Annotated in this window: 13 protein-coding genes and 1 pseudogene; 4 read left to right on the top strand and 10 right to left on the bottom strand. The window is 40.4% G+C overall.

Features of this window, described 5'->3' with window-relative positions:
* Window positions 1-39: 39 nt before the first annotated feature.
* From lpoB to K1T76_RS01465, 6 genes are read right to left on the bottom strand one after another with little or no spacing between them, the layout of a single operon-like run.
* Entirely contained in the window at window positions 40-642 is a 603-nt protein-coding gene (lpoB, locus tag K1T76_RS01490) for a penicillin-binding protein activator LpoB (protein ID WP_004975849.1), read from the bottom strand.
* A gap of 13 nt (window positions 643-655) precedes the next feature.
* Complete coding sequence (locus tag K1T76_RS01485; RefSeq protein ID WP_019836090.1) at window positions 656-1,057, bottom strand: DUF1425 domain-containing protein; 402 nt, start codon at window positions 1,055-1,057, stop codon at window positions 656-658.
* 16 nt (window positions 1,058-1,073) lie between these two features.
* Window positions 1,074-2,219, bottom strand: a complete 1,146-nt coding sequence (locus K1T76_RS01480; protein ID WP_230243927.1) for a hypothetical protein — start codon at window positions 2,217-2,219, stop codon at window positions 1,074-1,076.
* On the bottom strand, window positions 2,219-2,758 hold the full coding sequence (locus tag K1T76_RS01475) for an IS630 family transposase (RefSeq protein WP_141730351.1): 540 nt from the start codon (window positions 2,756-2,758) through the stop codon (window positions 2,219-2,221). Before K1T76_RS01475 ends, K1T76_RS01480 begins: the two co-directional genes overlap by 1 nt.
* The gene (locus K1T76_RS01470) at window positions 2,713-3,228 is read right to left on the bottom strand and encodes a helix-turn-helix domain-containing protein (protein ID WP_442780663.1); all 516 of its coding nucleotides are present in this window, start codon (window positions 3,226-3,228) and stop codon (window positions 2,713-2,715) included. Before K1T76_RS01470 ends, K1T76_RS01475 begins: the two co-directional genes overlap by 46 nt.
* 57 nt (window positions 3,229-3,285) lie before the next feature.
* A complete protein-coding gene (locus tag K1T76_RS01465; protein WP_230243926.1) occupies window positions 3,286-3,516 on the bottom strand; it encodes a hypothetical protein in 231 nt (76 codons plus the stop codon).
* 619 nt (window positions 3,517-4,135) lie between these two features.
* Between K1T76_RS01465 and K1T76_RS01460 the strand changes: the two genes are divergently transcribed.
* The 3 genes and pseudogenes from K1T76_RS01460 (at window position 4,136) to K1T76_RS01450 (ending at window position 6,010) form a co-directional block, all read left to right on the top strand.
* Window positions 4,136-4,690, top strand: a complete 555-nt coding sequence (locus K1T76_RS01460) for a YqgE/AlgH family protein (protein WP_026437983.1) — start codon at window positions 4,136-4,138, stop codon at window positions 4,688-4,690.
* Window positions 4,683-5,126, top strand: a complete 444-nt coding sequence (ruvX, locus tag K1T76_RS01455; protein WP_230243925.1) for a Holliday junction resolvase RuvX — start codon at window positions 4,683-4,685, stop codon at window positions 5,124-5,126. The genes K1T76_RS01460 and ruvX overlap by 8 nt, the downstream gene beginning before the upstream one ends.
* Before the next feature lie 151 nt (window positions 5,127-5,277).
* A pseudogene (locus tag K1T76_RS01450) lies at window positions 5,278-6,010 on the top strand (IclR family transcriptional regulator).
* A gap of 87 nt (window positions 6,011-6,097) precedes the next feature.
* Here the strand turns inward: K1T76_RS01450 and K1T76_RS01445 are convergent.
* Window positions 6,098-6,712 carry an alpha-ketoglutarate-dependent dioxygenase AlkB family protein gene (locus tag K1T76_RS01445; protein ID WP_019836094.1) on the bottom strand — a complete coding sequence of 205 codons (615 nt, stop codon included), beginning with the start codon at window positions 6,710-6,712 and terminating at the stop codon, window positions 6,098-6,100.
* A 129-nt stretch (window positions 6,713-6,841) separates the two neighbouring features.
* On the opposite strand from K1T76_RS01445, the gene K1T76_RS01440 reads away from it, so the two are divergent.
* Window positions 6,842-8,644, top strand: a complete 1,803-nt coding sequence (locus tag K1T76_RS01440) for an ABC transporter ATP-binding protein (protein ID WP_070155472.1) — start codon at window positions 6,842-6,844, stop codon at window positions 8,642-8,644.
* Between the two features lie 58 nt (window positions 8,645-8,702).
* Here K1T76_RS01440 and pgsA read toward each other — a convergent pair whose 3' ends face one another.
* The 3 genes from pgsA to uvrC form a co-directional block, all read right to left on the bottom strand.
* Window positions 8,703-9,290 (bottom strand): CDP-diacylglycerol--glycerol-3-phosphate 3-phosphatidyltransferase, encoded by a 588-nt coding sequence (pgsA, locus tag K1T76_RS01435; protein WP_168417596.1) that lies wholly within the window; start codon window positions 9,288-9,290, stop codon window positions 8,703-8,705.
* A 105-nt stretch (window positions 9,291-9,395) separates the two neighbouring features.
* Entirely contained in the window at window positions 9,396-10,190 is a 795-nt protein-coding gene (locus tag K1T76_RS01430; RefSeq protein WP_019836097.1) for a thioesterase family protein, read from the bottom strand.
* A gap of 133 nt (window positions 10,191-10,323) precedes the next feature.
* Window positions 10,324-12,123 (bottom strand): excinuclease ABC subunit UvrC, encoded by a 1,800-nt coding sequence (uvrC, locus tag K1T76_RS01425; RefSeq protein ID WP_070155468.1) that lies wholly within the window; start codon window positions 12,121-12,123, stop codon window positions 10,324-10,326.
* Between the last annotated feature and the right edge of the window lie 146 nt (window positions 12,124-12,269).

The raw sequence follows: 12,269 nt of genomic DNA, 5'->3' as shown, positions 1-12,269 counted from the left end.
CAACTGCGCTTATCACAGCGCAGTTGCTTTCAGATTAAATTAAAGACCAAAAGTTGAGCGCTTTGCTGCCTTACGGATTTCTTTTTCGCCTGTCCACTCTACAATGCCAGTTTGTAAGTTCTGCAATTTAAATGTGAACTTGTAATACACATCGCTCTTACCACCTGCATTTTTTACAATACTAGATAGATTGCCATTGAGCATATATTCAGCACCGATATGTCCACCAGTACGCACTGCAGTCGCTTGATTGACCATGCCGCTTTGTTTTTGATAGGCAAGTTGCTGCGCCATCGCATTGACAGATTTCATATCTACAAAACGGAACTTCCCTGAATTAATTAATTTGTTCTGAATCGTATCTGTAATAGATTCTGTATCGATATGTTCTTGTGTCTTGTTATGAATACGATCAAGTACAATGACTGGACGACGAGTTTGCGTCATTTGCACCACAGGTGGGAAGGTCAGCATATCATCCACCATCTTTGCAGCAATCATTTGTAGATCTGTCGATCCAAAATCTTTCGTTAAAGTTTCTACAGCCTGAGCATCACCATAACTCACTGCACTACCCGTTGTTGCACAACCTGTTGCCAAAACAGAAGTTGCTACCACAGCCATGATTAACTTTGCATTCATTGCTCTATCTCACTTATTTCTTTAAATACACAACAACATCTACAGCCGATGGATTTGGTGCTAAAGATTGCACGCCCTTCACCTCTCGACCCGTTAACTGAATTGGTTTCCAAATCGCACCTTCAGGGTTCACTTCTGCCCCATGCGCATCGACCCATACGATTTTGTAGCTAAAATCTTTGTTATTGAAACGGCGGTTTTTAATGGCAATTGATGCCTTTTTTAAGTCGCCTGCCATGGACATTCCCACACGCTCAACAAATACCTCAGTGGTTAAGACTGGGTTATTGGTAATGGTGCGAATACTTACTTCGTTATTTGCATCTGTCTGTGTAGACAAAGCATTAGGGGCTGTACATCCAACCATCGCCGCAGCACTAAGAGCGAGTAATGCGAGTTTTAACTGATTTTTCATAAAGTTCTCTTCAATATTATTGGCGTGGAATACTACTTACACTTGCTGTAATTTTGTCATTCACATGATGTGCATAAACAAATACTGTCTCATTGGCTTTTACATCCAACTTCACAGAGGAGCTTGACAAATTACCTGACGATAACTGTAAGTTGTGTGTCCCTGGTGTTAAGTTCAGACGTGCAATTTGCGTATTACTTGGCAAAGTTGTCCAAGCTCGTAAATCTGCTCGCTCGGTTGCCATATTGAGCACGTTACCTGCCAATTGCCCTAAAACACCAAATTGGTTACCAAGCTCTTTTTGAGCAGCATATTTGGCTGTGGCACGAATCACTTGGGTTGTTAAAGTTCCAACGACTTTTTCTTTTAAGTCTTTGACAGCCAATGCACCAATATCACTAATCACATAACTGTCTTGCAAAACTCGATTATTCAGCTTCACTTTCAGGCTTTTAGGTGCAACATAAGTGCTAGGTTCATAAGTTGCAAAAGCAATGTTGATAATGCCGCCCGGAGTCGGAATATCTAACTTATTTTCAACTTTCTGTGGAACGATACCTTGTTCAATAAATACAATAACAGGCACACTACTATTACTTTGTTTTGCAACCAATTGATCTAAACGCTTTACATCCTTAGCAATCTGCTCATCAGGCTGTAACTCATAAGCTTTTTTGTAATCCACCAAAGCATCGTTATATTCGCCTAAGGTTTCCCACAAGTTAGCAGCCATGTAAAAAGCATAAGCATTTTGATAAGTATTCTTAATCTTGCCCGCAATTGGATCTAAGCCAACAAATGCCTCATCTAAAACATGCAATGCGGCATTTGAAGATGCATTTGCTTTTGTATTTTTCTCTTTTTTCTTTTCAAACTCAGCCTGATGCGCCAGTTCAATTTCACGCTGAATACCCTGTGCAACACGCATTTCTACAGCAGCAGCCTCAAGGTTTTTTAGAAAAATATAATTTTTGGCTTGAGAAATATGTGCCAATACCTGTTCATGAGGTGGCACCAAATAAGGCACCACCGAATCATTACTCACCATAGAAAGTGCTTTAAATCCGACCCGACTCAGACTAATTTTTGCACGACTTTTTTGTTTATCTAGCAATTCAAAAGCCTGCTTATAATGATTCAAACTTTCTTCATAAGCTGTCATTAAAAAGTAAACATGTATTCTTTTCCGAATTGGTTTGATACTCTCTCCACCCATTGCTCTATTTTATCAGCTGTCATGACTTGAAAATCTCGCCAATAATATTTCATCTGCTTCCATACCATCTCGATTCGATTTAACTCAGGGCTATAAGCTGGAATAAAATACAAATTCGTCGAAAAGTTACTTTTAAGTAGCTCTCTGTAATCAGCCATCTTTTTACTTCTATGAATCGAGGCATTATCAACAATAAGAACCAATGGAAGGTTATAAGTCTGTTTTACTTGTTGAGCTATTCCAGTTAAATAGGCATAAAACCAAGTGCTTGTAACTGACTCTTGTAAACAACTTGTCACCAGTTTCCCCGTTGAAAGCAAACACCCCATGACATTAACTCGTTTTAATCTTATTGCATCAACCGCATGAACATCACCTATCTTTGTCCACGCATAGCGGTTATCAGGTGTAGATGAAAACCCTGTTTCATCAACATAACCTAATATAATTTCACCACGTGCCGCTTGCTCTCGTAATTTTTCAATCTGCTGTGTTGCTTGTTCAAATGCAATCGGATCTCTTTTTTCAAGCTATGACGGGTACGCTTGAAGACCATACCTGAATCTCGTAAAAACTTACGAATGGTTTCAACAGACACGGACACTTCGTATTCTTCATGTAGTTTGACTCGGATTTGTTCTGCATTGAGTGGACTTGTATTGACCCAATCTAGGATTTTCGCCTGATAGTCTGAGATCAATGTATTGTACCGACCTGAGCGATGACCTTCTTTAATCGATTCAAACTCATACAATTCCCAACGTCGGCGTTGTAGCCTTATGGTTTCTGGGATGCGTTCTTGTAGAGTGGCAACTTCCGCAACACTTTTACCTTCAGAAAGCCAGAGAATAGTTTGGGCACGTTGTCTTTCACGCCAATGTTTTGCATGCTTTACCAGAAAAATGAGTCGTTCTCGCTGTTCTAAACTAAGTGGTACAGAAACAATTCGAGGCATGTGTGAACATCTGTTAACTAAAAAAACTTTTTCGCATGATTAGTTATTTTTGTCAACTTACTGATGATTGACTTGTAATAAACGTGCCTGCTCCAGTAAATATAGTACGCCGTCTTTTGAATCTACTTTATCTTTAAATTTAGCAGCTAAATCTTCAGATAAATGATTATTCAAATGACTGCGAAACAAATTACCTTCTTCATTATAAGTTCCAAAAATTGCTGCTTGAGAAAAAACTGAAGCTGAAAAAACAGCAGCAAACAAACTTCCCTTTATTAAATAATTCATATTAAACCATCAAAAAAAGCTATAAAAGATGAAAATTTCACCATCTTACAAACAATTATTTTTTGTTTTAATATGTATTTTATGTATATTTATTGAAACATATCAAGCTGTAAAAAACACAAATTTTACATAAAAGCACAAAACTTACAAAAGCAACAAACAAATTTATAGATTTTTTATATAAAAAAATCACTATTAATTAGACAAACTTAATATTTAATAAAAGAGAATATAAATGCAATAAAACCGCCTATTTTGCAATTAAAAAACAGAAAACACATTCGTTAAAATTAAAAGTAGATTAAAAAATATACACAACAAATTTAAACAAACCCTTATCACAAAGATAATAAAGCAATCAATTATTATGTTTCTATATCTTCAACTTTGTAACTAAATAGATAAATTTAATGACATCATTTTTTCTAAATTTTAAATTTATTCTTTTATTTATACTTTGTCTCACTTTTACCAAAGCAAAGTTGTCATCACAGTGGTTTTATGGGATAAGTACAGCTAAGAAATGTATATTTGTATGATTTGGCTGTAACTCGTTTACGTTTCCAAGTAGGTTTACAGTTCTGTTTGCCACCACCTCAGATTAAGGAGAATTGCTTAGGTGACTAAACAATATCTGACGCATCGCTGTCTCATAGCCCCGCCCGATATGAATGATGAGTTTTTTGCAAACACCGTCATCTATTTGGCACGTCATGATGAAGACGGTGCGCAAGGCATTATTCTCAACCGTCCATCGGGTATCCAAATCAAAGAATTGCTCAATGATTTAGATATTGATGCAGATAATGTGCATCCTCACGAAGTTCTACAAGGTGGTCCATTACGACCTGAGGCAGGTTTTGTTTTACACACAGGGCAGCCAACTTGGCATTCATCTATCGCAGTGGGTGAAAATGTCTGTATCACCACCTCTAAAGATATTTTAGATGCGATTGCCCACAATGAAGGCGTTGGACGCTACCAAATTGCCTTGGGCTATGCCAGTTGGGGCAAACAGCAACTGGAACAAGAAATTGCCCGTGGCGATTGGCTCATTTGTGAATCGGACATGGATTTGATTTTCAATTTACCTTATGACGACCGTTGGGATGCCGCATATCGCAAAATGGGCGTAGATCCAACTTGGTTATCTTCAGAGATTGGTCATGCCTGAAACGACTCAAGCCCAAAACATTATGGCATTTGACTTTGGCACCAAAAAAATGGGCATGGCTGTGGGGCAGGCACTGATTGAAAGTGCAACCCCACTCGCCCTTTTCCCCATGAAAGATGGCATTCCGCAATGGGAAAACTTGCTAAAAATTATCAAGCAACATCAGCCGCAATTATTTCTAGTGGGCTTGCCTTTAAATATGGATGATAGTGAGTCGGAACTATCTACCCGTGCGCGTAAGTTTGCTAAACGCTTACGCCATCAAAGCAATATCCATACCCTAATGGTCGATGAACGCCTAACTACACGTGAAGCACGTGATGAGCTTGATCATTATCAAGCTCAAGGCCGTGGCAAAAAGCTCGCTGCCGACAGTCTTGCCGCAGCACTATTGATTGAAAGCTGGTATCGTGACCCTCACGGCGTTCAACCTTAAATCCTGTTTCAAATTGATAACATCGACAAACCTAAAAGAATGGGGAGATTGATCCCTAGTACACTTAATTCCCTCTGTAAAAAGTCGATTGGTCTGGCTATTTTTTGATATAAAGTGACATCATCCTTTTGGGTTGAATGGGTAAATCCGCATAGCACTGTCTAGCTTTGGCAAGATTCTCACAGTCTTAGACTTATATTCAACCGCACGTGCTGTCACTAATGTAGATACGATGAGTGAGTAACTCGGTTTATCTAAACCTACGAGTTACCGCTATTTAAAAGAGTTGGTTTCGGCAGAGTTGTTGCAACACATGAGTGGCACCTCGTGAGATTACACTCTTGGGCCCCCAATTGCGGTATTGGATTTTATCTCTCGTACGACCAATCCATTGGTCACCATCAGCATTCCGTTTATGAAAAAATTGCGGAACATGCTGAATTTTGCTGTTTATTGACCCAGCTTAATCAAGATTCTTGCATTGATGTACATCACGAAATCTTTAAAGATACGCCTTTACTGTCTTATGGTCGCGGCTACCCACGTCCTGTTTATGTCGGCTCATCGCCAAGAATGATTATGGCACACTTGCCTAAAGCTAAAATTTTAGACTATTACCAGCGTTTTTCTGCCGAATTGGGGCAAGTTAATTTTGCAAAAGATGCGGATGATTATTTGAAGCTGATGCACATAATCAAAAAACAAGGCTATTATTTTCTAATAGCGATCTTGATTCAGATATTGCAGGCTTATCTGTACCGATTCATTTTTCATCTAAAGATGCGCCTTATGTCTTGATGCTGTTGGCATCTAAAAACCGTTTTGAATTTATCAATTTGCAAAAGCTGATTGAAATTTTGCAGGATAATGCCCAACAAATTTAAAAACAGGTTGAAATACTATATACCGATTTAAGCCTAGACGTGAACTCAACCTAACGTGGCAAAATTTAAAACTGAGGACGATCTTATTCAGAAAGTGCTATGAAAATAGCGAAAGGTAAGATTAATTCTGGGTTGTATAATTTTATTGGACTTCATTAATGCATGTTTCCAATACTGCTGTGTTTGTCCTCGCATCACAAGCAACTGACCACTCTGCAATAAAAGATCCACTTTATATGCCGTATGTTTATGCTTAAAACTGAATTTACGGGTTGCTCCAAAACTCAATGAAGCAATGACAACGTTTTTTCCTAAATTCGGCTCATCGTCACTATGCCAGCCCAAGCCCTGCGTACCATCTTGATATAAATTGGCCAAACATGAATTAAAGGGATGCCCGACCCATTGTTCAACTTGCTGTTTCAGCCGCCACAAAGCAGGTAGCCAAACATGAGCCTGCTTTAAAGCACCCGAATACCGATATTGATACTGCTCATCGCCATACCATGCGACTTGGCGCTTGGTCCGATAATACTGACCAAAGAGCCGACCTTCATCAGGCTGCCATGCCAAATGTTGCAGAAAATACTGTAAATAACGCGCACTATGCTCCACATTCAGCACCAGACCATAGTCCTGTACAATGCCGTCATAAGGCAGTATGTTGTCACGAGGCTCAGGGCTAAACAACTCTAGATTCATGATGAACCCACTCTACTGTGTAATCTAAAAATTAGGATAAAACTGCTCACAAAATGACTCAGCTTCCGAGTGTGTGAGACCTAACGTTCATCCTTAGACTTAAAATCATTGTGCTGATAATAATAGCTTATGAATTTATGGCATTTGTTTCAAAAATTGCGTCCCTTTGTTCGTCCCTACCGAATGTTGGTGATCGCAACCCTGATTTTAACCTTAATTGGCTCATTTACCGCCCAAGTCAATGCACTCACTTTACAATATGCAGTCGATAGCATTAATGCCTTAATTGAAGCGGGACAAGGACTTGCGGCAGGCTGGCATATTTTAATCACGATTTCAGTCATTTTACTGGGCAAAGAAATCATCAATGCCTTTGTGCAATTTGGACAGAAGTTTTACGGTGAAAAACTACGCATTTTTGTCTCACAAGATTTAGCTCAAGGCATTATTGAAAAGTTTTTACGTTACCGTTTGGCTTTTTTTAATCAAGACAACAACCAAGCAGGCAAATTACAAACACGTATAGACCGAGGGATTGGTTCACTCACCCGTTTAGTGCAAATTTTCTTTATTGATATTTTACCGCTATTTACCAGTGCGATTGTGGCTTTAGGCTTAATGTACTATGCCAATGTATATGTGGGCTTGCTCGCCACGGTTATTGTTCCCATTTATTTTTGGCTGACCTATCTGCAAGCGCAAAAGTTAGGCAGTTGGCGACGTAATTTACGTGATGGACGTGAGAAAAAAAGCCAAGGGATTCTTAGCATTATCAACTCAATCACCGTGATTAAATCATTTAACAGAGAAAGCATCGAAGCAGAAAAACAACTCACCCTGCAGAAAAAACTGACCCACAATCAAATGCAGACCCGCCAAACCAGTTTTTTATTTGATGGTTTAAAAAGCTTTATTGAACAAATTGGAGTGGTGCTGATTATTATTTTAACGGCTTATTTTGTATTAGATGGACAAATGAGCATCGGCATGATCATGTATCACGTGTTACTGTTTGGCAATGTTTCTGCCCCCATTCGCTCATTGCATCGTATTTATGATGAAGTCAATGATGCAATGATCTATTCAGAAAGCTTCTTTCAAATTTTGGAAGCCGAGCATGAAATTGAACCAAGTGGTACGCTTAAACCCATCATTCGAGGGCAGTTTGACCTGCAACAGGTAAACTTTTTTTATCCGAATGGACATCATGCACTCAAAGACATTCAGATGCAGATCCAGCCCAATAAAATTACTGCATTAGTGGGATTATCGGGGGCGGGAAAATCCACGCTGATCAGTTTATTAGATAAATTCTATGAACCGCAAAATGGTACGATTCAACTCGATGGAATAGACATACAACAGATCGATACTCAGTATTTACGTGATCATATCGGCTTAGTTTTGCAAAAAAACCATATTTTCCAAGGCTCTATTTTTGAAAATATTCGTTATGGCAAAACTGATGCTAGCTTAGAAGATGTGATTCGGGCCGCAAAAAAAGCCTCCATTCACGAACAAATTTTGCATTTGCCTGAGGCTTATGACTCAGATGCCCTGATGCTTTCAGGCGGCCAACAACAACGCATTGCCCTTGCACGTATGTTCCTGAAAAATCCACCTATTATTTTTTTAGATGAACCTACCGCTAGTCTAGACGCTATTGCAACCGAACAAATTAAGCAAAGTCTGGATGAAATTAAACAAGGCCGTACCGTGATCATCATTTCACATAGCTTATCGCAAATTATTGATGCCGATTACACCTATGTCATGAAGGAGGGCAGAATTGCAGAACATGGTGAACATGACACGCTTTATCATCAAAATGGGGTTTATAAAGAAATTTTTGATGCGATGGCAAAGAGCTTAAATATTGAAAAAATTGCCAAAACCTTTGAAGATGATACCGAAGAAGAAACTCACAGTTAATAAAAAAGTGCTTCATGATAGAAGCACTTAGGGATGAATCTGTTTTTAACAGTCTACTTTAAGGCTGTTTCAAATACGGCCAAGCGGCTTTTAAGTAAATAAACATCGACCACAAAGTTAAAATTACAGCGGTATAAAGCAGCAAATACGCCAACATTTCTAAAGGCTGCCAGTTCAATAAGAACACTGAAATTGCAATCATTTGGAATGCCGTTTTATATTTCCCCACGGTAGACACGGCCACACTGGTACGTGCGCCCAACTCAGCCATCCATTCACGCAATGCAGATACAGTAATTTCACGGGAAATAATTACAATCGCTGCAAAAGCCATTGAAATAGTAGGTTGCCACTGCACCAACACAATCAATGCCGCAGCCACCATCAGTTTATCTGCTACAGGGTCGAGGAAACGCCCAAATGCAGAAGTCTGATTTAAAGAGCGTGCCAAATAGCCATCAAACCAGTCGGTCACGGCAGCGATCACAAAAATAGAAGTCAGCAAAATATGACGTGTCATACCGCCATCGTAACCATTTACGCCCGTTGCAGGAGGCCAATACGCCACTAACAAAAAAACAGGAATCAAGGCGATTCGAGCCAAAGTTAATATATTTGGAATGTTCAGGATACGACCTGTTGTCATAGACACCGCCAATGTTTCCTCTCTTTACGCTGCATATTCACAAGTTTTTTGAGGATTTGTCATCGTGAATAGGCTTCACTTTATACGAAATGCTAGTAGGTGTCACTAGGCAAACACGGTGATGGTCTGTCGAGCAATCGCAATCAGACGATCTTGCTCATCCCAAAGGTGTGCGTATTCGGTAGCATAACCATCGCTGGCATGATCAGTAAATACTTTATATTTCATCCAGCCATGTAATTGATTTTGCAAAGGATTGATATAGGTCACATGCCATGTCAGAGAACTAGCAGGTGCGAGCTGACTGAACATCGGCAATACCCCAGGTGGCCACATATCAAAAGCTACCATTAAATCGGGAATAGTCATCGCACGATTCGCATGCTTTTTTGGGTTAAAACGCATCCAGCCTGCAAAATCAGGTTTATGGCTGGCACTGAATGGATACTGCCCTTCTACCCAGACCAAATCCATTTGCTGAAAACACTCAGGTGCTAAAGGGTGATGCTGCGTAACTGGTAATTCACTGACAGGGGCAAAATTTGGTGCGGTACGTTCCTGTTGCACCACAATACTAGATTCACGTGCTACGCCAAAACTGGCAATCAAAATGCTTTGTACCGCATCATCCTGCCACAAACGCACCTCAATGCTAGTGACTGATTTACCCTGCCGAAGAATTTCAGCCGTAAGCCGTGCCCGACCTTGTTGTACAGGTCCAACAAAAGTCACGCTGCTACTGAGCAAGCGCTTTTGTGGATCGGCAATACAATGCTGAGCTTTTTGCATCATCAAGCCTGCCACCAAGCCACCATAAATGGTGCGTCCTTGTAACCAACCCTGTGGAATATCGATCCATTCTTGTTCGGCAATGGCCTGATAGGTCTGTAGCAACGACATGGTTTTTCCTTAAACAATGTTGTGGTTGATATTACAGGGTTTTGATCTGATGTGAATGTTCAATGACGGCAGAGTCAATGCACTTTTTTGCTATTTACCTTTGTATAAATTACTGCTTTTTTAGAGTAAACCATCATTCATGCAGCACTTTATAAATCGTACGCGCCATCACTTCACCCAGTCCAGGCACTAAAGTCAGCTCTTTTTCTGAAGCTTTCAGTACACCTTGTATGCCTCCAAAATGGGTGAGTAAATCACGACGCCGTTTTGGCCCCAAGCCTGGAATCACCTCAAGTATCGATGAACCACGTTTTTTATCACGTTTAGCACGGTGCTTGGTAATTGCAAAACGGTGTGCTTCATCACGTACCTGCTGAATCAGATGCAGCGCCTTATGATCTTCAGGCAACTGAATTTTGCTACCATCAGTAAAGTGCAAGGTTTCTAAACCAGGTTTGCGTCCTTCGCCTTTGGACACCCCTATCATAAAGGCATCTAGTCCTAATTCCTGCATCACCTCCATCGCCATATTCAACTGCCCTTTGCCGCCATCAATGAGCAATAAATCGGGCAACATGGCTTTTTTATAGCGACGAGTCAGCGCTTGACGCATGGCGGCATAATCATCTCCTGCCTGAATATTCTGAATGGAAAATTGTCGATAATCACGTTTGCGAATACCACCACTGTCAAATACCACGCAAGACGCCACAGTGTCTTCGCCCATGGTGTGCGAAATATCAAAACATTCAATTCGATCAATGGGGCGTCCAACTACTTGTTCTAACTGATGAAAACGTTCATTTAATTCAAAGTGATTAGCGAGTTTACCTTTAATAGCATGCTGCACATTCATTTGCGCCAATTCTTGCCACTCGGCACGAGTTTCACGCACTTTATGTTTGATGTGAATTCTTTTACCGAAGTGTTGCTGTAAAGCTTGCTCCAATTCTTTGCAATCTGCCACTTCCACATTGACAATCAGTTCCGCTGGAATTTCATCGGCCACCTGAAAGTAAAAGTTGGCAATAAAATCGGACAATAGTTGTCCCAAATCATCGCCCAACATATCTGGAAAATAACTCTTACCGCCCAGCATTTTGCCATTGCGCACGTGCATAATTTGCACACAGGTCACACCTGCCTGATAAGCAATTGCGATAATATCGGCTTCACCTTTGACTTTATAAATGGCTTGCTGTGCCTGTACATCACGCAGCAATGCCATACGGTCACGATAAAAGACTGCTTTTTCAAATTCCAACGCTTCGGCTGCAGCTTCCATTTTGGCAATCAATTGCTGATTCAGTTCTTTGCTATCGCCCTGAAGAAAGCGGATCGAATTATGAACATCTTCTTTATATTCTTCGGGCGAAATCAATCCAACACACGGAGCCGAACAGCGTTTGATCTGATATTGCAAACACGGACGCTGGCGCTGGGCAAAATAACTGTTTTCACACTGCCGCACATTAAACAGCTTTTGTAATACCACCAAAGTATCGCGGGCATTATACGCACTAGGATATGGCCCAAAAAACTTACCAACCTGATGCTTGCCTTTGCCGCGCCCACTGGCAATGCGCGGATAAGGCTGATCTGCCGAAACAAAAATATAAACATAAGACTTATCATCGCGCAGCATAATATTGTACGGTGGGCGATGCAGTTTAATCAGGTTTTGTTCAAGCAATAATGCTTCGGTTTCGGAACGCACCACCAAAGTTTCAATATCATATATACGCGCCACTAAAGCTTGCGTTTTAGGATGCTCGATGGTTTTGACAAAATAACTCGACACACGGTTTTTTAAATTTTTGGCTTTGCCGACATATAATAATTCCCCGTCTTTACCCAACATACGGTAAACCCCTGGCAATTGGGTCATATTTGCCAAAATTTTCTCGATATGCTCACTTGCGTTTGGGTTCACGAGTCATCCTATTGTTGCTGCATTCTTTACATGATGTGCTGTTTTGTCTGATTTTTTCAAGCTTTATCCTGTGGCATATCGCATGATCTATCCACGAAAACGATGAGCTCAGTGAAAAAACAATCCGTCTGCAACACAAGATTTGC

Source organism: Acinetobacter sp. PW68 (assembly GCF_020982655.1).
GTDB classification, from domain to species: Bacteria; Pseudomonadota; Gammaproteobacteria; order Pseudomonadales; family Moraxellaceae; genus Acinetobacter; species Acinetobacter towneri_A.
Note: the sequence above shows the minus strand (reverse complement) of the source record. Positions and strands in the feature narration are given on the sequence as shown.

What these genes read in the sequence shown, in the direction of transcription:
- lpoB (WP_004975849.1), bottom strand. Translation starts at nt 642, where the DNA reads ATGAATGCAAAGTTAATCATGGCTGTGGTAGCAACTTCTGTTTTGGCA.
- K1T76_RS01485 (WP_019836090.1), bottom strand. Translation starts at nt 1,057, where the DNA reads ATGAAAAATCAGTTAAAACTCGCATTACTCGCTCTTAGTGCTGCGGCG.
- K1T76_RS01480 (WP_230243927.1), bottom strand. Translation starts at nt 2,219, where the DNA reads ATGACAGCTTATGAAGAAAGTTTGAATCATTATAAGCAGGCTTTTGAA.
- K1T76_RS01470 (WP_442780663.1), bottom strand. Translation starts at nt 3,228, where the DNA reads ATGCCTCGAATTGTTTCTGTACCACTTAGTTTAGAACAGCGAGAACGA.
- K1T76_RS01465 (WP_230243926.1), bottom strand. Translation starts at nt 3,516, where the DNA reads ATGAATTATTTAATAAAGGGAAGTTTGTTTGCTGCTGTTTTTTCAGCT.
- ruvX (WP_230243925.1), top strand. Translation starts at nt 4,683, where the DNA reads ATGCCTGAAACGACTCAAGCCCAAAACATTATGGCATTTGACTTTGGC.
- K1T76_RS01445 (WP_019836094.1), bottom strand. Translation starts at nt 6,712, where the DNA reads ATGAATCTAGAGTTGTTTAGCCCTGAGCCTCGTGACAACATACTGCCT.
- K1T76_RS01440 (WP_070155472.1), top strand. Translation starts at nt 6,842, where the DNA reads ATGAATTTATGGCATTTGTTTCAAAAATTGCGTCCCTTTGTTCGTCCC.
- pgsA (WP_168417596.1), bottom strand. Translation starts at nt 9,290, where the DNA reads ATGACAACAGGTCGTATCCTGAACATTCCAAATATATTAACTTTGGCT.
- K1T76_RS01430 (WP_019836097.1), bottom strand. Translation starts at nt 10,190, where the DNA reads ATGTCGTTGCTACAGACCTATCAGGCCATTGCCGAACAAGAATGGATC.